24 protein-coding genes are annotated in these 24808 nt (G+C 70.2%); 9 read left to right on the top strand and 15 right to left on the bottom strand.

The window, feature by feature from the left end:
* Positions 1-646: 646 nt before the first annotated feature.
* A complete protein-coding gene (locus tag ACWCP6_RS07520; protein WP_450931422.1) occupies positions 647-1504 on the bottom strand; it encodes an ASCH domain-containing protein in 858 nt (285 codons plus the stop codon).
* A gap of 406 nt (positions 1505-1910) precedes the next feature.
* On the opposite strand from ACWCP6_RS07520, the gene ACWCP6_RS07515 reads away from it, so the two are divergent.
* The gene (locus tag ACWCP6_RS07515; RefSeq protein ID WP_450931421.1) at positions 1911-2201 is read left to right on the top strand and encodes a hypothetical protein; all 291 of its coding nucleotides are present in this window, start codon (positions 1911-1913) and stop codon (positions 2199-2201) included.
* A gap of 92 nt (positions 2202-2293) precedes the next feature.
* On the top strand, positions 2294-2785 hold the full coding sequence (locus ACWCP6_RS07510; RefSeq protein ID WP_450931420.1) for an HNH endonuclease: 492 nt from the start codon (positions 2294-2296) through the stop codon (positions 2783-2785).
* A gap of 367 nt (positions 2786-3152) precedes the next feature.
* On the opposite strand, the gene ACWCP6_RS07505 is transcribed toward ACWCP6_RS07510, so the two are convergent.
* Entirely contained in the window at positions 3153-3572 is a 420-nt protein-coding gene (locus tag ACWCP6_RS07505; protein WP_450931419.1) for a roadblock/LC7 domain-containing protein, read from the bottom strand.
* On the bottom strand, positions 3569-5542 hold the full coding sequence (locus tag ACWCP6_RS07500; RefSeq protein WP_450931418.1) for a nitrate- and nitrite sensing domain-containing protein: 1974 nt from the start codon (positions 5540-5542) through the stop codon (positions 3569-3571). Before ACWCP6_RS07500 ends, ACWCP6_RS07505 begins: the two co-directional genes overlap by 4 nt.
* Before the next feature lie 533 nt (positions 5543-6075).
* Between ACWCP6_RS07500 and ACWCP6_RS07495 the strand changes: the two genes are divergently transcribed.
* On the top strand, positions 6076-6651 hold the full coding sequence (locus ACWCP6_RS07495) for a hypothetical protein (protein WP_450931417.1): 576 nt from the start codon (positions 6076-6078) through the stop codon (positions 6649-6651).
* Between the two features lie 341 nt (positions 6652-6992).
* Here the strand turns inward: ACWCP6_RS07495 and ACWCP6_RS07490 are convergent, their stop codons facing one another.
* On the bottom strand, positions 6993-7373 hold the full coding sequence (locus ACWCP6_RS07490) for a hypothetical protein (RefSeq protein WP_450931416.1): 381 nt from the start codon (positions 7371-7373) through the stop codon (positions 6993-6995).
* A 170-nt stretch (positions 7374-7543) separates the two neighbouring features.
* On the opposite strand from ACWCP6_RS07490, the gene ACWCP6_RS07485 reads away from it, so the two are divergent.
* Positions 7544-7972, top strand: coding sequence for a chaplin (locus tag ACWCP6_RS07485; protein WP_450931415.1), 429 nt, complete (start codon positions 7544-7546; stop codon positions 7970-7972).
* Between the two features lie 103 nt (positions 7973-8075).
* Here ACWCP6_RS07485 and ACWCP6_RS07480 read toward each other — a convergent pair whose 3' ends face one another.
* Together ACWCP6_RS07480 and ACWCP6_RS07475 are read right to left on the bottom strand one after the other, a co-directional pair.
* Complete coding sequence (locus ACWCP6_RS07480) at positions 8076-9359, bottom strand: hypothetical protein (protein WP_450931414.1); 1284 nt, start codon at positions 9357-9359, stop codon at positions 8076-8078.
* Positions 9360-9426: 67 nt separating this feature from the next.
* The gene (locus tag ACWCP6_RS07475) at positions 9427-9924 is read right to left on the bottom strand and encodes a SigE family RNA polymerase sigma factor (protein WP_450931413.1); all 498 of its coding nucleotides are present in this window, start codon (positions 9922-9924) and stop codon (positions 9427-9429) included.
* A 382-nt stretch (positions 9925-10306) separates the two neighbouring features.
* Between ACWCP6_RS07475 and ACWCP6_RS07470 the strand changes: the two genes are divergently transcribed.
* The gene (locus ACWCP6_RS07470; RefSeq protein WP_450931412.1) at positions 10307-10576 is read left to right on the top strand and encodes a hypothetical protein; all 270 of its coding nucleotides are present in this window, start codon (positions 10307-10309) and stop codon (positions 10574-10576) included.
* Positions 10577-10679: 103 nt separating this feature from the next.
* Here the strand turns inward: ACWCP6_RS07470 and ACWCP6_RS07465 are convergent, their stop codons facing one another.
* The 7 genes from ACWCP6_RS07465 to ACWCP6_RS07435 form a co-directional block, all read right to left on the bottom strand.
* Positions 10680-11852 carry an FAD-dependent monooxygenase gene (locus tag ACWCP6_RS07465; RefSeq protein WP_450931411.1) on the bottom strand — a complete coding sequence of 391 codons (1173 nt, stop codon included), beginning with the start codon at positions 11850-11852 and terminating at the stop codon, positions 10680-10682.
* Between the two features lie 75 nt (positions 11853-11927).
* Complete coding sequence (locus ACWCP6_RS07460) at positions 11928-13625, bottom strand: acyl-CoA dehydrogenase family protein (RefSeq protein WP_450931410.1); 1698 nt, start codon at positions 13623-13625, stop codon at positions 11928-11930.
* Positions 13626-13743: 118 nt separating this feature from the next.
* On the bottom strand, positions 13744-14928 hold the full coding sequence (locus ACWCP6_RS07455; RefSeq protein WP_450931409.1) for an MFS transporter: 1185 nt from the start codon (positions 14926-14928) through the stop codon (positions 13744-13746).
* Positions 14929-15031: 103 nt separating this feature from the next.
* The gene (locus tag ACWCP6_RS07450; RefSeq protein ID WP_450931408.1) at positions 15032-15898 is read right to left on the bottom strand and encodes a thioesterase family protein; all 867 of its coding nucleotides are present in this window, start codon (positions 15896-15898) and stop codon (positions 15032-15034) included.
* A 370-nt stretch (positions 15899-16268) separates the two neighbouring features.
* Positions 16269-17534, bottom strand: a complete 1266-nt coding sequence (locus ACWCP6_RS07445) for a HEAT repeat domain-containing protein (protein ID WP_450931407.1) — start codon at positions 17532-17534, stop codon at positions 16269-16271.
* A gap of 157 nt (positions 17535-17691) precedes the next feature.
* Positions 17692-18534 (bottom strand): patatin-like phospholipase family protein, encoded by an 843-nt coding sequence (locus tag ACWCP6_RS07440; protein ID WP_450931406.1) that lies wholly within the window; start codon positions 18532-18534, stop codon positions 17692-17694.
* Positions 18535-18766: 232 nt separating this feature from the next.
* The gene (locus ACWCP6_RS07435; protein WP_450931405.1) at positions 18767-19168 is read right to left on the bottom strand and encodes a MerR family transcriptional regulator; all 402 of its coding nucleotides are present in this window, start codon (positions 19166-19168) and stop codon (positions 18767-18769) included.
* A gap of 99 nt (positions 19169-19267) precedes the next feature.
* On the opposite strand from ACWCP6_RS07435, the gene ACWCP6_RS07430 reads away from it, so the two are divergent.
* Complete coding sequence (locus ACWCP6_RS07430) at positions 19268-20056, top strand: amidohydrolase family protein (protein ID WP_450931404.1); 789 nt, start codon at positions 19268-19270, stop codon at positions 20054-20056.
* A 168-nt stretch (positions 20057-20224) separates the two neighbouring features.
* On the opposite strand, the gene ACWCP6_RS07425 is transcribed toward ACWCP6_RS07430, so the two are convergent.
* Together ACWCP6_RS07425 and ACWCP6_RS07420 are read right to left on the bottom strand one after the other, a co-directional pair.
* Positions 20225-21697, bottom strand: a complete 1473-nt coding sequence (locus ACWCP6_RS07425) for a glycosyltransferase family 39 protein (RefSeq protein WP_450931403.1) — start codon at positions 21695-21697, stop codon at positions 20225-20227.
* 441 nt (positions 21698-22138) lie between these two features.
* Complete coding sequence (locus ACWCP6_RS07420; protein WP_450931402.1) at positions 22139-22405, bottom strand: hypothetical protein; 267 nt, start codon at positions 22403-22405, stop codon at positions 22139-22141.
* A 426-nt stretch (positions 22406-22831) separates the two neighbouring features.
* Between ACWCP6_RS07420 and ACWCP6_RS07415 the strand changes: the two genes are divergently transcribed.
* The 3 genes from ACWCP6_RS07415 (at position 22832) to ACWCP6_RS07405 (ending at position 24779) form a co-directional block, all read left to right on the top strand.
* Positions 22832-23044 carry a hypothetical protein gene (locus tag ACWCP6_RS07415; protein ID WP_450931401.1) on the top strand — a complete coding sequence of 71 codons (213 nt, stop codon included), beginning with the start codon at positions 22832-22834 and terminating at the stop codon, positions 23042-23044.
* A 135-nt stretch (positions 23045-23179) separates the two neighbouring features.
* Positions 23180-23689, top strand: coding sequence for a glutathione peroxidase (locus ACWCP6_RS07410; protein ID WP_450931400.1), 510 nt, complete (start codon positions 23180-23182; stop codon positions 23687-23689).
* A 205-nt stretch (positions 23690-23894) separates the two neighbouring features.
* Complete coding sequence (locus ACWCP6_RS07405; RefSeq protein ID WP_450931399.1) at positions 23895-24779, top strand: MerR family transcriptional regulator; 885 nt, start codon at positions 23895-23897, stop codon at positions 24777-24779.
* Positions 24780-24808 lie beyond the last annotated feature (29 nt).

The following is a 24808-nucleotide window of genomic DNA, read 5'->3' as shown; positions in this document are numbered from 1 at the left end:
CGGACAGAGCGGCGACCGAAGCGCGTCTGCGCATATGCATCCCCACGGTGAGAAGAAGGGCCCCCGCGGGACGTTTCCCGACAAGAGCCCATGGGCGCACGCATCGTACAGATTCTTTCGAGCCACGACGAGATGCGGGGATCCCTTGATCCCTCCCCGGAGACTCGCGCGCGCGTTCCCCTCCCGAACACCGCGCCCGCCGACCCAACTCGGCCTCGGTTACCGTCTGGAGGTCCGAGGGTCGGGCACAGCGAGGGGGCCTCCGCCATGTCGCTACGCAAGGACTTCGCCAAGCTCTTCAAGAGCACGGCCAGGACTCCTGACGGCGACCCGTTCGCAGTGGAGCGCCCGTGCCAGTGCTCGCCGGAGTGGCCCGGCTTGGAGACGACGGCGAACGGGCACATGCTCCCGGCTCAGCCCTCCAGCCACTACAGCGTTCTCACGAACCCCGACGTCGGTCCGTTCGTCGCACGCTGCACCGGTTGTCACGCTCGCTATCTGCCCGAAGCGGCGGGGCGGACGAACGCCGATGCCGTCCATATTTGTGGTCCAGCCGAGGTAAGCCGAACAGGGCAGTGGGACGATCACGGCTCCCTCAGTGCTCGTCGTCACCTCGCGGCCCAGTCGTCGTTGGCGCATCCGCGGTTCAAGCGGCGCCCGTCTTGTCGTTGATCTGGAAGGTGATGACGTCGACTTCGTCGGTTCCGGCCAGATCTGGGTAGTGGCCCTTGAGGCCTTCCCGGAGTTCGGCTGCGGTCGTCAGCCCCTCAGCTTGGGCGTCCTGGTCGGTGAGTTCGCTGACCAGGCAGTGCCTGATGCCGGTCACCTCTGCCGACAGGACGACTTCGGGGTCGCTCTCAAACACCAGCCGTGCCGGCCCGAGCTGGGCCGGGTCCCGGAAGCGGGTGGTCTTGGTCTTGGCGCCGGAGCGGACGACTTCGAGGTAGCGGGGGTTGAACCGAATGATCGGGGGACCGGCCGTCTCGGGGTCTTGGCAGAGCGATGGGTCGAGACCGTTCATGCCCGCCTCCGGGGTCCATTGCTGAGCCAGCGGCATCAGGTCGGCGGCGAGTACGGACCTGAGCCCCGCGGGCGTGGGCACGATGACGCGCATGGTGGGGTAGTAGTCCACGAAGACCTGCCGATCGCGCCCGCACGGGCCGATGACCCCGCGCCCGTGGTTTCCCACGGCGACGATGCAGCGCATCTGGCGGGCGCCCTGGGCTCGCGCGGCTCCCAGAGCCACGAGTTCGGCGCAGGGTCCGCCGGTGAAGTGGTAGAGGTTCACGCCAGCGAACATCCGGTAGTCGGCGGCCATGACCGCGGCGCCCACCGTGTGGATCCCGTCTTCGTCGGGCCCGGCGTCGGTATGCGCGTCTATGGTGCGGCGTGCCAGCTCCACGAGCTCACGCTCGTCATCATCGAGAACTCGTGCAGATGACGGGACGTACACCTTGTTGACCTTCCCTTCCGTCAGCAGTCGCCCAAGAGCATTCCACGCCATGCAGGTGGGCTCCACAGGGTTTCGGCTTACCTCGGCTGGACCCCTATGGTGGTCCCGTGGGCAGGGATGGAGCGCCCCGGCTGAGGCTGGTCGTGGTCACGGACGACGATCCCGGGCCGCGGCTCTGCCGTGGATGTGGTGGCCCAGAGATGCCGACGGTGAAGGCGGCGGCGGTTTTCTGCTCGTCGGCTTGTCGTGCGCGCCACTGGCGGCGGATGCGGAGAGCGCGGGCGAGGACCGAGGCGATCCAGGTTGACCGGACGGCGAACTGCCCGGAGTGCGGCGCGAGTTGGACGATCGGGGTGGAGCCCCGATCCGGTTACGCGATCTTCCGAGCTGCTGCTCCACGGCACTGCCGGGCCACAGCCCTTATGCCCATGCAGTAGCCTCCCCGCGGAGGGGTGCCATGTCTGCGTGGATCATGTTGGGGTCCGGCTGCTTTCTCGTAGTTCTGGGTGTGCTGACCTTGAACGGCCGGGGAACCGCGGCGTATGCGCCGTCGCCCAGGGCTGGTTGGGGTTGGATTGCGGCGGGTGGTGGCTTCGTCCTGGACGGAGGACCCAAACTCCTCGGCTTCCCCTCCGAAGCGGCGATGGTTCTTTCCACCGTTGCCCTGGGGCTCATCGTGCTCGGTGCGGTGCTTCAGGTCCGGGGCGGAGCGTTCGCCAAGGCTCGTCGTGCCGGTCACGGCGACTGAGTGGCGCCCTTACCGAGAAGCAGACAAGCAGCGCACCACCGACAGAAGTCATCGGTTCACCCGCCGCGAGAAGCTTCGCCAGGAGCGCACAGGTGAGCAATGCGGATCTGCCCACGCCTCGGCGCAGCGATGCCAAGCGCGCCCAGGACCGGCGCCGCCGTGAGCGCATGCGGAGCAGTGGGAGCATCGAGCGCTACACAATGAAGGAGATCGGTGAACGGGACGGGTGGATCTGTGGCCTGTGCCGAGATCCAGTGGACCGGGCCCGTCGGCACCCGGACCCTCGGTCACCGAGCATCGACCACGTCCGCACCATCGCGGCCGGCGGTACCGACACGCGGGACAATGTGCGCCTCACACACTGGGGCTGCAACCATGAACGCAACGTCGGCACCCCGCTGGGGAGTGTCGAGGAAGCCGAGGCGCAGCGTGCTGTCCTCCTCCGGATACCCGCGCTCCGGGCCTACGCGGAGAGCCTGAGGCCGGAGGACATGATCCGCCGCTCTCAGGCTTTCCACTCACCCGAGAGGTACCGCGCCAAGCTGGCGCGTCGGGTGGAACGCTACGAGCGGGAAGGAAACTGACCGCGTACGCATCCACGAAGGACTCGCGTGCCACAACCGTGCCGGATCCAGGGGTCAGTCACGGTCAACCAGGGCGGCCAACGGGCGCACTCGTGCCCGCCGGCTCAGCCGGCGAAGCCGCAGGGCACCTGTCCTGCAGCCCCAACCTCGCTCCTGAAGCAGGTGTCGCAGGTTCGAATGCCGGGGGCACGGAGAAACATCGGGCCAGCGGCCCTTCTGTCCAGCGGACAGGCGGACAGGCGGACAGGTGGACAGGTGGGTTCCGGCGCTCGCAGCACGCAGATGGCACACATGCGGTGCGCGCGTACGGATGGGATCTGTCGCGGATGCAGGGTCCTGAGACGCAGATGGCCGGAGCGCGCCGTTGCTACCCCGCGGCCAGGGGAGCGGAGTGGAGTTCGCGTACCAACTGCGGGGTGAGCAGTTCGCCGGCGCGGTCGGCGAGGATGGCCATTTCGTAGCCGACCAGGCCGACGTCGCACCCCTCGGCAGCGAGGACGCCGAGGCAGCTGCCGTCGCGGATGCGACCCACCATGAGAAAGCCCCCGAACATTTCGATCATGACGAGCTTCATGCCGCGGAAGCCGTGTGCCGTGGCTGCGTTCTGGGCGAGGCTGGTGATGCCGGAGACTACAGCGGCGAGGTGGTCGGCGCGATCTCGGCCGAGGTTGTCCGATGCGGCCATGAGCAGGCCGTCGGAGGAGACGGCGACGGCATCGGTGACGCCGTCGGCGGTGCGTACGAACTCCGAGATGAGCCAGCCGAAATTCTGGGTGGCGGTGGTCACGATGACGCTCCTTGTGTGCTTCGGGCCTCGGCACGGGCGACACCTGCTCGGAAGCCGTTGAGCAGGGAGGAGACAGCGGGTCCGGCGTGCGGGAGTGAGGCGGAGGAGCCCTCCACGGGGGTGAGCAGGCGCCCTGGGAGGGCAAGGAGTGCGGACACGCCCCCGCCGGGGGTGTCGAAGAGGTGGACTTGTGCGCCTTCACCGAGGCGGTGGGCGAGTCGGCCGACGACGAGGTGGCCGAGGAACCGGGTGGGCGCGGCGAGGAGAACTTCCTCGTCGGCGCCGGAGAGGCGGGCATTGGCACGTTCCCTCTCGGCTTCGGACATGCCGATGCCGTGGTCGACGACAGCCAAGCAGTACGTGTCGTCCTCGGTGTCGTACCAGCCGTGCACCTCGACCGGTTCGGTCGGTGGCGAGAAGGTCAGCCCGTTCTCGATGAGTTCGGCAAGGAGGTGGGCGACATCGGCGACAGCGTGTCCGCGCACCCGCACCGGCTCCACGGTGGCGATCAGGACCCGTCGGTACTGCTCCACCTCGGCGACGGCGGACAGGACGACTTCCAGGCCGTCGGCGGGTGCCGCCGTGGGCTGCGGTGGATTCTGCCCGGCCAGGACCAGAAGGCTTTCGGCGTTGCGCCGCATACGGGTGGCGAGGTGGTCGAGCTCGAAGAGCTCGGCGAGGGCGTCCGGGTCGAGCTCCTGCCGCTCCAGGCGGGTGATGAGTCTGAGCTGACGACGCACGAGGTTCTGGTTGCGGCGCCCGAGATTGGCGAGCGATTCGGTGGTGTTGCGGCGCAGGCCGGCCTGCTGGGCGGCCAGGCGGAGGGCGGTGTGTTCCACCTGGTGCAGGGACGCTGCGACCTCGGCGATCTCCGCCGCGCCGCCCAGCAGCCGTGAGTCGGGATCGTCCGGCGCGTCCGCCCGCGGAAGGAGCTCGACATGGTCCTGCGGTGACTGCTGGATACGGGCGACGGTTGCGGGCAGCCGGTGCTGCGCCACGTCGTGGGCGGCCTCGGCGAGCGCGCCGAGCGGGCGCGTGAGGGAACGGGAGGCAAAAGCGGCGAGGCTCGCGACGAGGGCGGCCATGAGCGCTCCCGCGACGAGATAGACGGCGAGGCCCGTCTCGGCATCGTGGCTGAGCCGGTCGGCCCGGTCCCTTGCGTCGTCACCGACCGACTGCTGGACGGCGTGCAGATCGTCGACGAGTGCGGTCATCGCATCCCACCAGGCGCTGGCGTCGACGTGCAGCGCGGACCCGTCGGCGGCGCCTTCCGCCCGGTTCTCGTAGACGGTGGCGCGTTCGGCGTCCTCGGTGCCGAAGGCGTGCTTCAAGGCCGCGCGCTGGGGTGCGGTGGCGATCTGCCGGAAACGGGCGAGGGCGGCGACGCGCGTGGCACGTATCTCGGTGAACGTGAGGTACTCACGGGCGTGAAAGCCGCCTTCGGCGAACACGCCGTTGAGTAAGCCGCGTTCGAGGGCGACCGACTCCTTGGCCGCGGCCAGCTCCCGCAGCGCAGCCATTCCGTCACGCAGTTCACGGTCGGCGCCAGACACGGTTTCCGCCACCGGGTCGACGGCGTTGAGGGCTTCGACGGCGGTGGTGTAGAAGGTCAGGGTCGAGGCCCGGTCTGCGGTGTCCGTATCGATGGCGGCCCGGATGTCGGCGAGCCTCTGCAAGTGCCGCCGGATGACATCCTCGACGGCGCCTTCGCGGCGCATTCCGCGCAGTGCCGTGTCAACGCGCTTGCGAGTGGCGTCGAGCGGGGAGCGGAACTGCTCCTCACCTCCCAACAAACCGTTGGTCAGGCCGCGTTCGCGTTGCAGCTGGTGTACCAGGGCCTGGATTCGCAGGCTGAGGCCAACCTCGGAACGGGTCGTCCGGGCGTCGCCGAGGGCCACGGCGCGGCCGTGCACGGCGAGACCGGCGACCGCAAGCAGCAGGCAGATCGGGACCGTGATGACCACCGCCACACGGCCCCTGATGCTGCGCCAGCCAGGCATCGGCCGACGGCCTGGAGGGGTTCGGCCACTGCGGCGGCGTCCCGAACTGCCCTGGCATAAAACACCCTTGCCGACTGCGCTCAGCCTGCCGAGCGCCGATCGTACTGGCTTCCACACCCTCATGGCCACGAAGCTAGTCCGACCGCCGTAGCGGCCGGTTTCCGGCCTGTTAGGCCACGCGGGACATTCAGTTGCGCCGCCCTCACACCACGGGCCAGGAGACTGTGACCGCGGATGACAAGACCGGTGGTGCGTCGCCCCTCGTCCGTGGTCGACCCGATCGGAATGAGGCCGGCGCAGGCCGGGCACGCAGCCATTCCCTCCCGAGCTGGAACCTCCGTAAGCCGAGGGCGTGCTTGAGACCATGGCCGCAGGCACTGACATTGATGGTGGGATGCAGGCCATGAGTTCCGGCAAGGCGCACGGGGCCTGCCGCGGGCGAGGTCTTCCGACTTCACAAAGGGGGGATCATGGACGCCAGTTGGACGGGTTTGCTGATCGCCATGGTGGGCGTAGCGGGAACGCTGGGAGCCGCGCTGCTGACACAGAACCGCGCGGACCGCACCAAGCGCATGGAGCTCCGGGCCGCCGCTGAACAGCGGCGCGAGGAACGCGGTCATGCCGAGGAGCTGCTCAGGGCGGAGCAGGCCAGACAGTGGCAGCGCGAGAGCCTTGAACGGCGGCGCACCTGCTACATCGCACTGAACACTGCCTCACGCCAGTACCTGACGGCGATGACCAACTACCTCTACGCGCTTCAACGCAGCGAGGACGTTGCCACGTCCCTGAAGAATCTGGAGGCGGCCAGGCTCGCCTATCGGGACAGCTACGCGGAATCCCAGATGATCGTTTCGAACGCGGTATTGCGCGCCTCCAGCACGGCAAAAACGCATTTGAACGCCGCGTACGGCAAGCTCAGGAAGTACGGAACGGCACCCTCCACGTACGCGGAGGAGCTGACGGCCCTGGAGGGTGGACTCCACGCGGAGGTCTGGCCCTGTCTGTGGGCACTGAAGCAGTCCATGCGCGCCGATCTGGGCGTCGACGACCAGGGGTGTCCTGTGGATCAGGCCGGATGATGGCCGGCTTCCTTATCAGGGCTTGCTTCGTACCCCACGCGGTTCGACCCCCGCGGCGAGCGTCCGGTCGGCCGAACTGCCGAAGCGGGTCTCGCCGGGCCGAGTCCTGCGGGGCACCGGCCAAAAGGCCTCGGACCTTTCATGGTCCGGGGCCTGTGGCATCTTCTTCCGGCACCAACGCGGGTGACCGCTGACGACCGGGTCGCATCACGGTGGCGTCCCGTGCTGTTCACCAACGGCCGACGGGGATCACGCCGAGGTGACCACAGAGGAGTGCGCACGACGGCGTTCCGGACGGCCGGGCCGAGAGGGCAGGGCGTCGGGAACCCTCGGCGGGTGTGTCAGGAGGGTGGGCAGCCGAACCAGTGCACCGTGTCATTGTCGTCGTCGGAGATGTAGCCCATGCACCTGACGGATGTGTCGTGCACCGTCTCGGTCCGCTCTATCCCTCCGTCCACGTAGTCCCTCTTGTAGTGGGTCTGTACGAGGGAGTCGATATCGACGTTGTACCAGCGGCGCCCGTTGTCGGACATGTCGCAGCCGTGGCCGATCACGTCGGTGCCGGGGCCGGCGCTGAACATGTCCCGTTGGGCGCGATCGCAGTGCGCACTGTGGGAGCCGCCGGAGGCGCCGGCGGTGCCGGCGCCGGTGCCGAGCAGGGCCGCCACGCCCGTGGCCACCGCGGCGGTGGCGCCGAGCAGGCGTTTCAGAGTGAGGTTCATCGATTGGTCCTCCTGCCAGCTGTGGTGACGGTCGGGAGTCGCCAGGTCACCTTGGAGTGATAGTCACACCTATTCGGGATGTCCTGCTCGGCGGCCGGTGGCGAACTCCCCCGACCCGGTGACACCGGTGACACCAATGCAGCAGGCGGCGACCGGCCCGGCATCCACCCGTGCAGGTCGCTGCCCGCTGCACAGGCAAGGTCGATCCGGACTGCCCCGGAGTTCCGCCCCGCACGGACCGGCCCGGCGGCACGGTCTCCGCGGCGGCGGGGGACTCGTCCGTTGCCCTGGCCGGCGGCGACCCGGCCGCCGGGCAGAAGTCCTGCACGGTCACGGTGAATGTCACCGCCGACAAGGCGGGGAGCTACGTCAACCGCCCCGAAGCGGTCACTGCGGTCGGCCTGGACCTCCCGGAAACCGCGACCCCGACCGTAAGGAAGAAGGAAGCAGCCGTGGGCACCGCGACGGGCTCGCCCGGTGTGCTGTCCGGCAACGTCGTACAGGCCCCGGTGGACATCACGGTGAACGCCTGCGGCAACACCATGAACGTCATCGGACTGCTCAACCCGGCGATGGGCAACACCTGCAGCAACGGCTAGCCGGCCAGGTCGTTCGCCGAGCCGGACCACGGAGGCCCCGGACCTATCACGGTTCGGGACCTCCGGGGCGTCCGTCGTTCCGCTGCGCCGTCCGTATGGGCGCTCAGCCCGTGAAAAACCTCCTGTCGAGCGCAATGCTCAGCAGCTTGTCCGTGCTCAGCGCGGGCCGAGGGCGCGTCACCGGAGCGCTTTCGGCGTACGAGTTGACCTCTCGGGCCACCACCCGGCGGCCGTCCGATCGCAGGATGTCGACCAGCCACACCGCGGCCGAGCCGCCCTTCTCCGAGTGGCCCTTGACCTTCTTGACCCGGGTGCCGTCGGTCAGCGTCGTGGCTTCGCAGTCACCGGAGACATCGACGCAGCCCATGTGCCCGGCCAGGACGGCGGACCTGTCGTACTGCGCATTGACCTCCACCATGTTCTTCCCGCGGCCGTCGTCGTAGACCAGCTGGACCATCCCGTCGCCGGCGTTCAGGTCGGAGATGGTCCCGCCCCGGGGCAGGTGTGACTTCAGCACCCGGGTCATGTGTGCGCCGGATACCCGCCTCGTACTGGCGGAGGCACTCGTGGAGGCACGGGAGGAGGGGGCGTCCTGCGGGGCCGGCAGCGCGGCGATCGCCTTGTGCCACACCGGGCTGCGCACGACGGAGGTCAGCTGGGCGATCGACAACAGCGGGTCGGCTCCACTGGACGAGCCCTTCTCGCCGCCGCCGCTGAACTCCTGCACCGTCAGCTGAGCCCCGTCGGAGGTGGTGAGCACCACGTACCAACGCTTCTGCCCGGTGTCGCTGTCGGGGTTGGTGAACGACTTGGTGGTATTGACCACCGCACCGCCGGGGAGCCTCTCGGTGGTGCACTTGTCGTACGGGCGCACCTCCACCGGAAGGCACCCGCCCTGGCCCTGCTGGTCAGCGGGGACGCCGGGCTCCAGCCGCGCGACGGCGATATCGATGCCGGAGGAGCCCTTCGCGGTGGAGTAGGTGAGCTTGGCGGTCGGCCAGACGACGGGGCTGCCCGCCCGGGAACCCCTGCCCGAGGCCTCCGAGACCGTGCCGCCCGGCGGCAGCAGGCCCTTCAGCGCACGGACCATCTCCTCGCCGCTGATCGACGAGGGTGGCCGTGTCCGGGAGCGCACCGGGGCGTCGGCCCTCAGCTGATCGGGCGTGCCGCCGCCCCGGCTGCCGATGACGTCCGTGGCCATCAGGGTGCCGCCCACGGCGACCACCACGAAGGCCGCGGCGGCAGTCCTGGTGGCGCGGAACAGCCGCATCCGACGGCCCCGGGCGACGGAACGTCGTACCAGGTCCGCGGAGTGGGGCGGAAACTCGTTGCTGGCGCGGCTCATGGCACGGGTCAGCCGATTCTCGAAGTCCTCGTCGACTGGCATGGTGGATCTCCGTTCGTTCGGGGCGTCGGTCGCGACCCGGGCGCGGAGCGCTGCCGGGCCGTGCTCCTCATGCGGTCAGGTCGGCCAGCTGATTGCCGAGCAGGTCGCGCAGCCGTTGCAGGGCGCGCATGCTCCTGGCGCGGACGGCTCCCGGCGACAGTTGCAGCACCTGTGCGGTCTCCTCCGCCGAGCGGTCCTCCCAGTAGCGGAGCACCAGCACGGCACGGTCCTTGGCCGTCATCCGGGCCAAGCCGTCCAGCAGGGCCATCCGTAGCTCCGGGTCCTGCGCCGGGCTCGCCGCGTCGGGCAGCCGGTCGCTGGGGCGCTCCGTGGAGCTGCGGCGGCGGCGCTGTGAGATGTAGGTCCGCACCAGCACGGTGTCGGCGTAGGCCACCGGGGATTCCACGCGGCTGATCCGCCGCCAGGAGCGGTACATCTTGGCGAGGGTTTCCTGAACCAGGTCCTCGGCGAGGTGCCAGTCCCCTGTGAGCAGGCAGGCGGTCCGGAACAGGGGCCCGCTGCGGGCCTCTGCGAACTCCAGGTAGTCCGCGGGTGCTTCCCTCACCGTGTGTCCCTTCGTGGTCGGACGTCACCTCTTACACGCGGTGAGGGCGCCTCCGCGTTACGGCCCGACGGCGTCCGGGGTCACAGCTGTCACGATGGTCGTGCGGGACCCATGCCAAGACCTGCGGATAGTCACGGAAAGTGAACCCGGGGACACAGGGAACACAGAGCCCGGGGATGCCGGAGGCCGGGTGCCGCGGTGTGCCGCCGTCGGGGCCGGAGTGCGCGCGGCGGTGCGCTGTTCTAGCGTCGAAGGAGGGCGGTCCTGCCGGGGCTGGGAGCGGGTGCGGGGGCCGGGTCCACAGTCGTACGCCGGCTGCGTCCGCTGCTTCGCACGTTGATTCCGCGTGTCCCCGAGCAACCCCGGAGAGCAGGTGCCTCCCATGCGTGTGTCGGCTCGTACCGCCGGTGTCCTCACCGGTCTGACCCTCGTACTCGGCGGCGTGTTCGCCGCCCCGTCCGCCCAGGCGGACATCCCGGCCTGCACAAGAATGGTCCAGATGGCGGGCGTCGGCGTCTCGGACACCGTCAGAACGGCGTGTACCCAAGGTGTGCACAATGACCTGCAGGGCTGTGTGAACGCCCTGACCGGGGTCGGCGTGCCGGGCGGCGCGGCGAACGGTGCCTGCCGGATGGCGGCCAACCCGCCGTGACGCCCAGCCACCCGGGTGGGGCGGCGGTCGCAGGCGTCAAATGCTGCAGGGGTGGGGCCCGGTCCGAGTCGGACCGGGCCCCACCCCTGCGGTGCGCGCGTGCCTATCGCTGGGCGAGGGCTCGCTTCGCCTCCGCGATCGCGTCGTAGCCCGCGATGTGGTTGCCCGCGATGAGGTCCGAGATCGCCTCGGCCTTCCGCGTCATGTCGTCGTTGGCGAAGTCACGGTAGAGGTGGCCCGCTTCCCGGGAGACGCGCTGCACGAGCGAGGTGCGCTCTATGCGCACGTTCTCGTAGATCTTGAGCAGCTGCGCGAGCGAGTCCTTGTCCGCGCCGTCGAGGATGGTCGCCAGCGCGAAGGCGTCCTCCATGGCCTGGTTCGCGCCCTGACCCAGGTGCGGGACCATCGCGTGCGCGGCGTCGCCGAGGAGCGTGATGGACGCCGTGGACCAGGTGGGGAGCGAAGGCCGGTCGAAGATCCCCCACTTGAAGGTGGACTCGGCCGCATCGATCGTCTCCTGCACGCGGGGCTCCCAGCCCGCGAATTCGGCGCGGAGATCGTCGAGCCGGGCGGGCGCGGACCAGGATTCGACGGCGTCGCGGTCACTGGGCACGTAGCCGACCACGTTCATGATCCTGCCGGAGGAGACCAGGTAGCACAGGAAGGTGCGCCGCGGCCCGAACCAGATGGCCAGGCGCTGGTCCTCCAGCGCCCAGCCGAGCTTCTCGACGGGGACGAGGGCCCGGTAGGCCATGACGCCCTCGCTGGTGGCGGGGGCCTCCACGCCGACGGCTTCCTGGACCACGGTGCGGATCCCCTCCGCGCCGACGACCAGGTCGGCCGTGACATCCGTGCCGTCCGCGAAGTCAATCCTGGCCTGGCCCTGGAGCTGGTGCACCTTGACGGCCCGCTTGCCCAGGTGCACCAGGTCCGCGGGGAGTTTGGACACGAGCAGCTGCTGGAACTCGCCGCGGTGCACGGCGTAGGTGCTGCCCAGCGGGCTGGGCTTCTGCGGCCAGTTCTCCACGGGAAGCTTGTTGCCGTCCAGATCCCGGACGATCGAGGCGCCGGCCGAGTAGCCGATCCGCTTGATGTCGTCGTCGAGACCGACGGTGGCCAGCAGGTGCATGGCGTTCGGCAGGACGCCGAAGCCGGCGCCGATCGCCTTCAGTTCGGCGGTCTGCTCGTAGACGTTGACGTGGTGGCCCTTGGAGCGCAGCGCAATTGCGGCGGTCAGCCCGCCAACGCCCGCCCCGATGATGGCGATGTTCAGCATGGTCTATCCCCGTTGTGGTCCGGACGGTGGAGCGAGAGCCGGGGGGATCCGCCGGAAACGGATCCCCCCGGTGGGTCAGAGCAGGCCGATCGAACGGTCGACGGCCGCCTGGAGGTGGTCGGTGATCCGGCTCACGGGCCACACGGCGCGGATGGACTGGACGGCGTCGAGGACCGCGTCGGCCACCTCACGGTGGTCGGCCAGGTCCTGCCTCGTACGGACGAGGGTGAGGGCCAGATCCTCGAGGACGAGGTTGAAGACCGCCTCCCACACCTCGTCGTCGGGCCGCTGCCGCGCGTACTCGGCGACGACGGTGCCGTAGACCGCGATGGCGAAGACCTCGCCGACGGCCTGCACCCTGCGCTGGTCCTTCTGGTCCAACGGCAGGCGGAAGAGCTCGGCCAGGCGCTCGACCACGTCGAAGAACAGCGCGACGGACGGCAGGTGTCCCAGCGCCTCCTTCGACGGGGTGTGGTCGCTGAACGACAGCTTCTCCAGCCCGCCCAGCTTGCGCTGCGTCAGCAGGTAGCGCGGCGCCTCCGTGGAGTCCGTGGCCGCACCGGGTGCCTGCTGGGTGTTGCGGGCGAAGTCGAAGAAGGCCGGGGCCGAGCGGACCGCCTGCATCAGGTTGACGTACTTCGTGCCCTCCAGACGCGGCAGGTACTCCGCGTACTTCAGGATCGGGCGGAACGCCGAGTCCGCCTCGAAGCCCTTCGCGGAGATCACGTCGCCCAGCGAGCGCAGGGCGTCGGTGACGTCGTGGGTGACCTTGGCCTTGGCGACGGCGTTCATGATGACGTAGCGGTCGTCGTCCTCGCCGGCCGCGTGCATGTGGTCCACGCACCGTGAGGTGTACGCCTTCATACCGATGAGCCGCAGCGTCGCGCGGCACAGCGCGTCCTCGTTCTGGCCGAACGAGGCGGTGGTCCGCCCGAAGATGGTGCGGTTCGAGGCGTGGTGGTAGGTCTCCACCAGCGCACGGGACAGGAGCCCGGTGGCCGCCGTCGCCAGGTTGAACTTGCCGACGTTGATGGTGTTGACCGCGTCGGCGAACGCCTGCGGGCCCGTGGAGATGACGTCCTCGTCGGCGAACTCGTAGTCCAGCAGGCGGAATTCGCTGACGTACATCTGCTCGGGGACCGCATTGCCGACGAGCTCGAACCCGGCCCTGTGCGAGTCCGCCCGGAAGAGGATGTAGTCCCGGTCGCCGCCGTCCGCCCGCTGCGCGAACGTCGTGATCAGGCTCGACACGTTGCCGTTGCCGGTGTAGTCCTTGCCGCCGTTGGCGACGTAGCCCTCGGCGAGACGCTTCACCGAGGTGGCGGTGTGCCGCCAGTCCGCTCCGGCCCCGCGCTCCGACATGCCGAACGAGCCGAGCATTCCGGCCTTGAACTGCTCCGCGTAGGTCTTCTGGACCGCAGCGTTCTCCGACATCCACACCGGGGTGCCCGACAGCGAACTCACGTGCCACATCAGCCAGTGGGTGAAGCTGTGGAACGCCAGGTGCTCACTCAGCCCGGTGACGCGGTACGGCGTCCAGCCGTCGGCGTGGGTACCGATCCACTCCGGGACTAACGACCGCTCGAGCAGCCCGGTCGACTTCAGGAAGTACAGGTACTCGGCCGGGAACTCCCGGTCGATCTCCTGCCGCAGAGTCTTCTCGCGCCCGACGTGCCGGAACCAGTCCGACACCTCCGACGCGAAGGTACGGTCGTGGTCCACCAGGATGCTGGTGCGACCGAGCAGGCCGTCCTTGTTGTCCGCATGTGACATGCGTTTTTCCCCCTGTTTTTCGCGGCGCTTCGATGACGCCGCATGGTGATGTACTGGCCTGTCGGCCAGATTCAAGAGCCGCCGACCGCCGCGGATGTACGGTGCGGTCGGCCGTGGCTCAAGTCCTGATGGATTCCACGTGGTCCGCTGCGGGCTCCCCGCGCCACATGCCGGCCCTGCTCAGCTGGAGGACTCCGATGACGACGAAGGCCAACGCGAACAGGCAGAACGCGAAGCCGGCAGTGGTCAGACCGAAGCTCTTCTCGATGAAGGCCAGCCCGATGACGGGCACCGCCGCGCCCGTGTACAGCGCCACGTAGTAGAGATTGACCGCGCTCACCCGCTCGGCGAGCGAGGTCTTGAGCGAGATCTCCTGAACGGACCGGGCGATGGACAGGCCCTGTCCGAGGCCGGCGAGCAGGGCCGCGGAGGTGTACAGGACTCCGCTGCCGAAGAAGATCGCAGCGATCAGGGTCAGCAGGCCCAGGCTCATCACACAGACTCCGGAAACCAGGCCACGAGTGATGGTGAGGCGGCGGAAGGCGAACTGCGCGAGTGCGGAACCGCCAAAGCCGCATCCGACGATGAGACCGGCGGCGAGACCGCTGGCATGCGGGTAGAAACTGCCCAGGAAGTGCGGGGTCAGACCCGCCAGCATGCCGAGTGTCGCCATCCCGGATACGCCGATCATCGTCAGCCCGGCGTAGGTGAGCCGATTCTCGGAAGGCGGCTTGGGCCCCTTCCAGGAGAAGGGCACGCGATCGGCCCTGGCCAGCGGTTCCCGGGTGGCCGGCAGGAGGACGACGAGGGCGGCGACCACGGCGAGGTGGCCGAGGAAGAGGTCCTTCTGGGGCCTGTCGAGGAACTGCGTGCCGAGCCCTCCGATCACGGGACCGAGTCCCAGACCGAAGATGTTGGCGGCAGTGGCCCACACGGCGGCATGGTGCGCGATTCTCGGCGGCGCCACCTCGACCGCCGCGACGGTCGCGGTCCCCATGAACACTCCCGCCGCGAGTCCGGTCAGCAGCCGAGCGGCGAAGAGATACGCGATCGAGTCGGCGTTGAGGAAGACGAGGTTGGAGGCGACGCTGCAGAGCAGCCCGATCATCAGCAGTGGCCGCCGACCGGTGGTGTTGGAGAGGGAGTTGAACATCGCCAGCGCCGCGATCACGCCCAGGGCGTAGATCGCGTACACCTCGGTCACCTGAAGGGTGGTGAGCCCGAACTCTCTGCTGTAGATCGCGTAGATCGGGGTGGGCATCGCGGTGTGCGCCATGACGACCACGACACTGGCCAGGATCAAGAAAAAGGAAAAGCTGCGGGCTTTCCCGTCCACTAACATAAAGTGTCCGCTCGTCTCGGTGAACTGCCGTCCCTGCTAAGCGACGAACGCCAAGCGGTGATCGCTAGGCGATGAACATCGACTGGAGCACATAGGCGCACTCGTCCTCGCGGTCGCTCATCGTCGAATGACTCACTCCGGCCCCGCCAGGCGTCGTCACCGTCGAGCCGTCGAGGCGGAGCCATTCGCCCTCCGGCAGCCGATGGCAGTGCACCGTGATGTCCGTGTTGATCGCCAGATGTTTCGGCATCTCGACCTGGCGCCCCATGGACCAGCAGCTGTCGGCCATCGTCATCAGTCGACCGAAGGGCGTGTCGGGTTCGCCGAGCACGAGTGGAATGCGCGGCCGGGCCCACACCTGCCCCGGCCCGTATTTCCCGAAAGGCTGCTCGTCGGCGAATCTCCATTCGATGGCGGAGATGTAGCCGTCCGTGTGGTTGGTCATCTCCAACGGGACGGGGGGAGTGACGGAATCGTCGTAGGCAAGCACCAGGGGCTCCGCCGGAGCCACGGAATCCTCGAACGCCAACGGCCGGTGACGGCCACCCGGTCTCCGTACGGCGGCGAGCGACTCGGGGGCGGTTCGGTATCTCCACATCCGGGCCAGCGCAACGGGCTTGTCACCGTACAGCAGCGTCCCCGACAGCAGATCGGTCCGCTTCGTCGAATACAGCACCGAGGTCTCAACCGTGAGCTCTGCCACGGGAATCTGTCCGAGCAGCTCGAACGTCACCCGCGCCGGATGGAATCCCTCGCGCGCATGGTCGTCCAGCATCTGCATGGCCAGCAGCGCCGACGGAGGTCCGGCATGCTGCATTTCCGGGCCCCATGGACCCGCGGTGGATGAACTGCTGGCGAACTTCGCCTTGTCCAGGCGCTCGTAGAACGATTCACAGAGCACGGATGTTCCTCCGCCCACGTCTGCCGCCATTCCCCCGTCCGTTCTTTCGGATCCCCCAGCGGTGGCATCGTCCGCAGCCCGGAACTCCGCACCGCACAACGGAGTTCATCCACCGAGAAGGTAAGAATCAGGCATGCGCATTACCCGCTGGTAACCATGATCAGCGTAGGGGGTGCTATTCCATGGGACTGTGACGTAACTAACGGTAAGGTGAAACTGGCTTGATTTGAGCCTTGTTTGCCTCGATATGCAAACGGACTGCGTCGAAGCCAACCCCGGGCAATGCAACGTGACGATGCGATTGCACACGGTGAAGGGCGGTCCGGGAAGACCGCCCTGACGGGCCACCGATTCGTACGAGCGGCTTATGGCCGCGGAAACAACGAACGCACGCCGAAGGCTAGATGCGCAGCGCTCCGGTGAAGGGGCCGTGGCCCACTCCCGGCTCCGTGACCGCCAGCCAGCCGTGGCCGCGCAGGGAGGTGTGCTCGCCGACCCCCGCCGGATCGAGGGAGAGCTGCCAGGCGGCACGGCCGACGCTGGACTCCTGGGTGGCGTTCGGTTCGTGGTGTTCCTCGGGGTCGTAGTCGGGGTCCTCGCCGAGGAGCTCCTCCCAGTCCATCGGCTCGCCCTTCCACTCCGGCTCCCCGTAGCGCCAGTAGCTGCGGCGCACCGCGCCGTCGACGGCGACGGACCAGACCATCGAGTCGCTGTGGTCGTCCTGGAAGAAGAACTGGGCCTGGCCGCAGGCAGCGCTGATCCGGCCGAGGAGGTCGTCGACGTCCCAGTGCATCTCCCACAGCGGCGTGTCGGCGTAGACCAGCCGCCAGCCGTCGAGCTCCGGCGTGACGAACACCCGGTACACCGTGCGCTCCGTGCCGTCGGGGCCCTCGACGAGAGCCATGTCGTCCTCCATGGCGGACAGCCCCATCGAGAGCGTGCAGGGCCTCCTGTCGTGCAGCCCCATGGCGTCGAAGAGGCCCTCGTACGTGGCACCGGGGACGGCCAGCCAGCGGTGCTCGGGCAGGCTTTCGGGTGTGTCCTGGGCCGATTTGATCCGGACGAGCCGCTCCAGGGCCCGCCGGTCCCGCTCGTCGAGCTCGGACTCGCCGCCCATGAGGGCCAGTGCGGTCAGCGCGTGCCGTCGCAGGTGGGCGGGACCCTCACGGCGAATGCCCCGCAGCACGGGGCCCGTCCGCCGGCCGATGGCCCGGATCGTCTGCTCGCCCTGGTAGCGCGTGTAGCTGTCCCGGTCGTTCAGGAACGGGAGGACGTCCACCACTGCGGTGGCGGCAGCGTCGCCGAGGTTCTGCAATCCCCCCAGCGCCTGCCGGCGTATCTCCTTCATGGGGTGCGACAGCGCGGCCACGTACTGCGGAAGGCACCGCTCGTCGAAGCTGCGCAGCACATGACCCAGCTCCCACCAGTCGGGGACCTTCTCGGCCCTGGCGCGGGCCGCCACCGCGGCGTCGAAGGCGGCCGGGCCTATCAGACGCAGGGCGTCCCGCAGCCCCCACATCGTCTGCCGGTCCACCGTGCCCAGCGCGGCGACCAGTCCGGGCACTGCGGCGTCACCCGGCTCGGCCAGTCGGCGGACGATCTCCGCCGCCGACTCCTTGTCGCGTCCGGCCCGTTCCAGCTCGGCGATCAGTTCACCTTGATCCATTCGGCCGACGATAGCCGCAGCCACCGACAGCCCCCGCGGGCCGCCGAGTTCGCCGGTGCCCGGCCGGAGAGGCCGGGGAGCGCGAGGGATGCGGGCGCGATGGGTGAGCCGGCGGTAGAGGTGCCGAGGCGAACGGACCGCCGGTCGCGGTGCGGCCTTACGCCGTGTGCCACAGCACGGCGACCGCCGCTGCGGCCGCCCGGCCCTGGGCGAAGCCGGCGTGCCCCGCCGGGGTCCTGCTGGCAGGGGACAACGGATCGGTGCCGAAGGCGGCCAGAGCCGCCTCGTCGGGGGTGATGACCTCGATGAGGCCGCCCCGCTCGGCGATCGACGCCGCGTCGGCTTCGAGCACCGGGTCGGGCATCGGGGCGATGACGAGCGTGCGGGCGTGGTCCGCCGCGAGATCGAGGTTGGTGAAGGACCGGACTCCGCCGTCGATGTAGCGGGCGTCGCCGACGGTCGCGGCGGGCCAGACTCCGGGGATGGCACAGCTCGCGGAGACGGCGTCGACCAGGTCGACGCCGGAGGCGCGGTCGAAGAGGCGGGTCTCACCGGTGGTGGCATGCACGGCGACCACGGACAGGCTGCGCTCGGGCCAGTCGTGGGACGGCAGCCGCGCCTCGATGACGGACCGCCGCTCGGCCTCGGTCACGGTGTCGGCGGCAAGCGCCATCCCGCCCATCCTGCGCAGACGTTCGACCGGGTCGGTGACCTCGGCGTCCACCTTCTCGGCGAACTCGAACACCTCGGCGAGCGCGCCGTCCCGCGGCTTCAGCTCCTCCCCCTGGAGTGCGGGATCCACCTGGGCCCGGAACAGCGCGGGCAGTGGCGTGCCACTGGCGATCTGTGCCGCCACCACCGACCCGGCCGACGTCCCCATCAGCACGTCCGCGTCGACGACATCGGCCCCGCCGTCGGCGAGGCCGGCCAGCACGCCCGTCGCCCAGGCGATGCCGGCCACCCCGCCACCGCCGATGACCAACGCGCGTCCGTTCCTCATTCCTGCCCCCCACCACTGGATACCGGTCCGACATCACTGCCAAGTCCGCGGTGAGCAGGGGTATTCCCGACGGTCGGGTTCCCTGACGGAGGGGCACCGGCCCGGTCGGCTCCACCCGGGTCCGGTCGGCTCCCTGCACGTCCGGACGCGCTCGTCGCGGGCGCGGGTGCTCCTCCCGGCGCCCGGCCACCCTTCGATCTCGGTGGACGGCCTTCGCCGAACGCGCCCGGCCTCAGCGGGCCCGCTCACCGACCGCCGGGGCGTCACCCCGGTCGGCCGGGGCGGCGGGTGTCTCCGTGTCGGCGATCGTCCGGCGCAGCAGGTCGCGGGCCACGGCCAGGTCGGCGGCGCGGCGGTCCAGGACGTCCAGTTGGGCACGCAGGCGGTCGAGGACACCAGGGCAGGGGCGCAGGGCGTTGCCGTCGGTCGCGCACGGGAGGATCTGGCTGATGACGCGGGTGGGGAGGCCCGCGGCGAGCAGGGCGCGCACCTGCCGGACGGTCTCCACGGTCTCGTCGGCGTATTCGCGGTAGCCGTTCGCGCGTCGTTCCGGCCGGATCAGCTCGACGCGCTCGTAGTAGCGCAGGAGGCGTTCGCTCACTCCCGTGCGGCGTGCCAGCTCCCCGATCAGCAACAGCCTCCTCCTTCGGCTTGACCTTCCAACGGTGTCAGGGCGCAACCCTGTTCGGGCCGCTCGCATTCCGGGCCTGCCGTCTCGCACAGGGAGAGAAGCATGATCATCGATGCGCACAGCCATGTCCACGACCCGGTCGAGGACCACATCGCGCTGTTGGACGAGGCCGGAGTGGACCGCGCGGTGCTCTTCGGTACGCGGCCGCACCCGGAACGTGCCACCGACCTGGAGTCGCTGCGCCGCGAGATGGCCGTTCTCGACGAGGCCGTCGGGGGCCGGGCGAACACGGCCGACGGGTACCGCACCGCCTGGCGAGAGCTCGACGCGGCACTCGCCGCCCACCCTGATCGCTTCATCGGTTTCAGGAGCGTGCCGCTCGGGATGGCTCCGGAGCAGATCGCCGAGATGGTCGAGCGGGACGTGGTCGGGCGCGGCCTGCGGGGAATCGGTGAGCTGACACCGCCGCCGGGGCGGGCGGACCTCGTCGAGCCCGTGCTGCGGGCTGCGGCGGACCACGGCGGACTGCCGGTGGTCGTCCACGGCTTCGCGCCGACCACAGCGGCCGACCTTCGGACCCTGGCGCGGCTGGCGGCCAGGTATCCGGCCGTGCCCGTGGTGATCGGCCAACTCGGCGGCATGCACTGGATGGACGCGATCGAGCTGGTCCGGGAGACACCCAGCATGTTCCTGGAAACGTCCACCGCCAACCTGATCTTCGCCGTCCGCCTGGCGGTCCGGGAAATCCCGGACCGCACCCTCTTCGGCTCGGACGCCCCGTACGGCGACCCGAGTCTCGCCCGCGCGACCGCCGAGCGCGTCACCCCCTCCGGCGAGGTCCGTGACATGGTGCTGGGAGGAACGGCCGCCCGGCTTCTCCGGCTCACCTGACGATCACCCCCGGTGCGCCCCGGTGCGACCGCGCGCACGGAGCGGACAGGGCGTCATGCCGGGTCACCCGCCAAACCGTTCGAGGCGTCAGGCCTCGCGCACCCGCCGGACCGGTCAAGGCATCAGGCCCCGCGCACCCGCCGGACCGGTCGGCGCGTCAGGCCCCGCTCACCCGCCGGACTCACGGCGGTGGGCCGTGCCGAGCCGCTCGTACACCGTCACCCTCCGCCCGCGTATCTGCTCGTCCGCCACCACCGTGAAGTGCGTCCTCAGCACGGAGAGCTTCACGCGGTCCCGCTCCGCCGACACCGGCTTCGCCACCGACATCGCGTCCGTGACCAGCAGTATCCGCCGCCGGCTCAGGATCTCGGCCCTGATCCGGGCCGGGCCGGCCTCCACGCCCTTCAGCGTCCCGGACTCCACCGGGCCGTGCGCCAGGGCGATGTCCTGCAAGCCGGTGAAGGCGCCGGGGGTGACCAGCCTGGTGTCGCGCCGCGCCGCCGGCACGAAGAGCACCGCGTCCCCGGTCCCCTTGAGCCGCTGCACATCCGCCGCCACTGCCAGGACGTCGTCCACCCGGCTCGACGGGGACCGCTTGGCCAGCGACACCGGCAGCAGCGCCACCATCGCCAGGGCGACCACCACGGGGAGGATCCATGTCGATGCCGCCGGGAACCGCCGCGCTGCCGCCCGTATCGCCGCGCCCAGTCCCGCCCCGATCAACAGCGCCAGACCCAGCATGCTGGACAGCACGTACCGGTCCAGGAACAGCGGCTGGACCAGCGAGATGCCGATCAGGGCGAGTTGCGGCACCGCCAGCAGGGGCAGCCCGACGGCGGCCGCCGACAGCCGGCCCGCCCGCGGCCGGTCCAGCAGGGCCCCGAGGCCGCCGATCGCCAGCAGGACCGCGGGGCCGATCATCATGTGCCAGGTCAGCGGCGGTATCCAGGAGATCTGGTCGGCCTGGCGCCGGCTGAAGAGGATCAGCGGCAGCACACCCGCCGTGGCGGCCGCCGAGGCCGCCGCCCAGCGGGTCCACGTTCCGCGCCCGGCCCGCGTCCGGACCAGGGTCGCCGCGTGCGCGGGCAGCACCAGCAGCGACAGCCAGTTCAGCAGCCCGCACAGCAGGACGGTGCCGCCGTACGCCGCCCAGTGCACCGTCCGGCCGCGTCCCTGGAGCACGGTCACCAGCAACAGCGTCGAGATCGCGGCTCCGGCCGCGACCAGTGCGTACGGGCGGCCCTCCTGGAGATAGAACTGCACGGCCGGGAGCATCCCGAAGGCCAGCCCGCCTGCCAGGCCCGCCCAGTCCCCAGCCAGCCGGCGGCCGGTGACCGCCACACAGGCCGCCGCCACCGCCATGGCCAGCACGGAGGGCAGCCGCAGGGTCGTGGTGCTGGGCCCGAAGACCTCGAACAGCCCGTGCATCAGCAGGTAGTAGAGCCCGTGGACGGAGTCGACCTGGCCCAGCATGTGCCATATCTCGGCGGTGGACCGCCGGGCCACCTGCCAGGTCGCGGCCTCGTCCCGCCACACACTGTGCTGCCGGGACAGCCCCCACACGCCGAGGGCGAGGGTCCAGAGCACGGGAATCGGCCAGATGGGCAGGCGGCGCCGGCGCACGTCGGTACGGGAGGTCATGAAGTTGTTCGGGCCCTCGGGTTGGCGGTGCGACCGACGTCAGCGGTCCATGGACGGGAAGGGGACGGACAGGGGACGGACAAGGGACAGGAACTGGAGCCACCGGACCGGCTGTTGTACTGCGCAGGACGCCGAAGAGGCGCGTAGTCCACACCGGCCGGGGGCGGCAGGGGCAAGTCTGCGCCGCTGCGGAACTCACCGGCACCACATGTCCCCTGAGGAAGAGGCCACTTGTCGGGTTTCGGTTGACAGGCACCGCCCGGGATCAGCGGCATTCGGTCGGAAGTCGCCGGGCCGAGCGAACGGGCGACCGGGCCGAGCGAACGGGCGACCGGGCGACGGGGCGAAGGAGCGACCCGGCGACGGGGGCGGCCGCGTCCTGAACGACGAAGGGCACCTGCCGCGATCGGCAGGTGCCCTTCGTCGTCGTTGCGCGGGGCCTCAGGGGGCCCGGCGGCACGCCTCGGTCGCGGCGGTGTCCGACAGGTGGAGCTGTGTCAGATCCCTGACGCATCCGGGCTGGTCGCCCACCAGGCCGACGTAGCACGCCATCCTGACGGCGTCCGTGACCGTGACGCCCTGGGACTCGACGTAGGCGTGGCAGGCGTCCAGGTCCGCGTGAGCGGCGGGGGCGGTGGCGACGACGGTGCCGCCCAGGGCGATGGCCAGGCCGGCGAGAGTGCTGACGATTCGAGGCGACGCACGCATACGGCTGCACCTGCTCTTTCGATCGGGTCACGCGGCCCCGGTCGCGCCGGACCGCGCGGACGAGGGAAGCGCTGAGCAAGCACCCCGAGAGTGACGCGGGTTCCCGCCGATCGCGTCGGCGTCGAGCCGCGCCGCCCGTGCGACCGGCGGACATATCGCCGTCACTCGTTCAGCTCAGCATCAATCACCCTTACCAGTAAAAATCTAGAAGACTTCGCGCCCGTGTGCATTCTCTGAGGGCTCGGCGAGCGCCCCCGTCCGCGGTCGTCCGTGGTCGGGCACCGCGGGTTCGGCGCCCACCGGCGGGGGGCGCATCGGGCCGCGGCGCGGCGCCCGGCGGCGCCGGGGCCCGGTGTTGGCCACCCCACACCGCTGCCGTAGTCATCCGGTAGCGCATTGTCATGCCAAGGCCCTAGGCTTTGCCGCATGTCCTTACGCTCTGATGCCCCTGGTTCCGTGCGCTCTGCTGCCGAGGTGAACGAGCAGATCCGTGCGCTGTGGGCACGTTCGGGTGGCCGGCTGACCGAGGAGGAGCGGGCCGAGTACGCGGTGCTGGTCACCGAGTGGGCGCTCGCCTCCACCCGCGCGGAGCGGGCGGCACGGGCCGCCGCCGAGGAGCGGGTCGCCGAGGCCGCGTAGTCCCCCGGGCCGCGGAGCCGCCCCGCCCCACGGCCCTCCGGGGCCGCCCGGTCCCACGGGCTGCGGAGGCCGCCCGGCCATCGGGCCGCCCGGGCCGGACCCCGGCCCGCCGACCGCCCGGCATAGCATCCGGGCATGACTGACAACACCGATGTGTACGGCGTCAAGATCGACGCCCTCCAGGGCGGCCCCGCCGAGCTCGAGCGCTTCCGCGGCTCGGTCGTCCTGATCGTCAATGTGGCGTCCAAGTGCGGGCTCACCCCGCAGTACTCCGGCCTGGAGCGGCTCCACGAGCAGTACGCGGGGCGCGGATTCAGCGTGCTGGGCGTGCCCTGCAACCAGTTCGGCGGGCAGGAGCCGGGTACGTCCGGCGAGATCGCGGAGTTCTGCTCGGCGACGTACGGCGTGACCTTCCCGATGACAGAGAAGGCCGAGGTGAACGGCGCGGGGCGGCACGAGCTGTACCAGCACCTCGTGGACGTGCCGGACGGCGAGGGCCACACCGGCGACATCCGCTGGAACTTCGAGAAGTTCCTGATCGCGCCCGACGGCAGGGTCGCCGCCCGTTTCTCGCCGCAGACCGAACCCGAGTCCGCCGAGGTCACCGCCGCGATCGAGCGGCTGCTCCCGGCCGCCGGGGCGTAGCACCCCGGCCCGTGCGCGGGCGAACACTCCGACCCGTGCGCGGGCGAACACCCCGACCGGTACGGGGACGAACGCCCCGACCGATACGGGGGCGGAGAACCCCGGACCGGCCGGGGCGGCGCGGGACCCCGGCCGGGACACGCCGGCGGTTGACCCTGCCCCTGGGGCAGAGCCCACCGTCCTTTCACCGGGCCAACCGCGCCCGGTGACGGAGGATGCACCCGTGAACGAGAGCGATCTGCTGTCCATCGGTTCGTTCGGCGCCCGCGCCCGGCTGTCGGCCAAGGCGCTGCGCCTGTACGACCGGCTGGGGCTGCTCTCGCCCGCGTACGTCGACGCCGCGAGCGGCTACCGGTACTACCGGGCCGAGCAGGTGGAACGCGCCCGGACGGTGGCGCTGCTGCGCCGGATCGACATGCCGCTCGCGCTGATCGCCGAGGTCCTGGAACAGGACGGCGGGCAGGCGGCCGAGGCCGTCGGCGAGTACTGGGCCGGCGTCGAGGAGCGGGTCGCGGGACAGCGGACGCTAGCGCACTTCCTCCGTGGACGGCTGTCGGGAAGGAGTTCCGAGATGAACGACGCGATGTTCCAGGTCAGGACCGTGGACGTGCCGGAGCAGTTCGTGCTGACCGAGACACGGCACACGCTCGCGGACGAGCTGCCGCAGTGGATCGGCGCCTCGCTGGAGCGGCTGGAGAGCGCGGCGGGCGAATGCGGCGGCGTCGCCGGTGCGCCCTTCGTCGTCTACCACGCCGAGGTCACCCAGGAGAGCGACGGGCCCGCCGAGTCGTGCGTGCCCGTCACCGACACCGCGGCCGCTCGGGCCTGGGCCGAGGCGCGCGGGCGCGCCTGGGAGACCGCGGCCCGGGTGGAGCCGGCGCACCGGCTGGCCTGCACCCGCATCACCAAGGCGCAGGTGGCGCATCCGCAGATCCTCGCCGCGTTCGAGGCCGTGGAGGAGTGGATCGCGCGGGAGGGCCTGGAGATCGCCGGTCCCTGCCGCGAGGTCTACTTCGCCGACTGGGACGCGTCCGGGCCCGAGGACGAGGTGTGCGACGTCGCCTTCCCGGTCGTGGCACGGCACGGATAGGGCGCACCGGAGGACACGGCCGGCGGCGC

Source organism: Streptomyces sp. NPDC002004 (genome assembly GCF_053593975.1).
This window is presented reverse-complemented; position numbering and strand designations above follow the sequence as displayed.

Excerpts from the sequence above, each read along its gene's own strand:
- ACWCP6_RS07520 (WP_450931422.1), bottom strand. The coding sequence starts at position 1,504 with ATGGCGTGGAATGCTCTTGGGCGACTGCTGACGGAAGGGAAGGTCAAC.
- ACWCP6_RS07515 (WP_450931421.1), top strand. The coding sequence starts at position 1,911 with ATGTCTGCGTGGATCATGTTGGGGTCCGGCTGCTTTCTCGTAGTTCTG.
- ACWCP6_RS07495 (WP_450931417.1), top strand. The coding sequence starts at position 6,076 with ATGGTGGGCGTAGCGGGAACGCTGGGAGCCGCGCTGCTGACACAGAAC.
- ACWCP6_RS07490 (WP_450931416.1), bottom strand. The coding sequence starts at position 7,373 with ATGAACCTCACTCTGAAACGCCTGCTCGGCGCCACCGCCGCGGTGGCC.
- ACWCP6_RS07480 (WP_450931414.1), bottom strand. The coding sequence starts at position 9,359 with ATGCCAGTCGACGAGGACTTCGAGAATCGGCTGACCCGTGCCATGAGC.
- ACWCP6_RS07470 (WP_450931412.1), top strand. The coding sequence starts at position 10,307 with ATGCGTGTGTCGGCTCGTACCGCCGGTGTCCTCACCGGTCTGACCCTC.
- ACWCP6_RS07465 (WP_450931411.1), bottom strand. The coding sequence starts at position 11,852 with ATGCTGAACATCGCCATCATCGGGGCGGGCGTTGGCGGGCTGACCGCC.
- ACWCP6_RS07460 (WP_450931410.1), bottom strand. The coding sequence starts at position 13,625 with ATGTCACATGCGGACAACAAGGACGGCCTGCTCGGTCGCACCAGCATC.
- ACWCP6_RS07450 (WP_450931408.1), bottom strand. The coding sequence starts at position 15,898 with ATGGCGGCAGACGTGGGCGGAGGAACATCCGTGCTCTGTGAATCGTTC.
- ACWCP6_RS07445 (WP_450931407.1), bottom strand. The coding sequence starts at position 17,534 with ATGGATCAAGGTGAACTGATCGCCGAGCTGGAACGGGCCGGACGCGAC.
- ACWCP6_RS07440 (WP_450931406.1), bottom strand. The coding sequence starts at position 18,534 with ATGAGGAACGGACGCGCGTTGGTCATCGGCGGTGGCGGGGTGGCCGGC.
- ACWCP6_RS07430 (WP_450931404.1), top strand. The coding sequence starts at position 19,268 with ATGATCATCGATGCGCACAGCCATGTCCACGACCCGGTCGAGGACCAC.
- ACWCP6_RS07425 (WP_450931403.1), bottom strand. The coding sequence starts at position 21,697 with ATGACCTCCCGTACCGACGTGCGCCGGCGCCGCCTGCCCATCTGGCCG.
- ACWCP6_RS07420 (WP_450931402.1), bottom strand. The coding sequence starts at position 22,405 with ATGCGTGCGTCGCCTCGAATCGTCAGCACTCTCGCCGGCCTGGCCATC.
- ACWCP6_RS07415 (WP_450931401.1), top strand. The coding sequence starts at position 22,832 with ATGTCCTTACGCTCTGATGCCCCTGGTTCCGTGCGCTCTGCTGCCGAG.
- ACWCP6_RS07410 (WP_450931400.1), top strand. The coding sequence starts at position 23,180 with ATGACTGACAACACCGATGTGTACGGCGTCAAGATCGACGCCCTCCAG.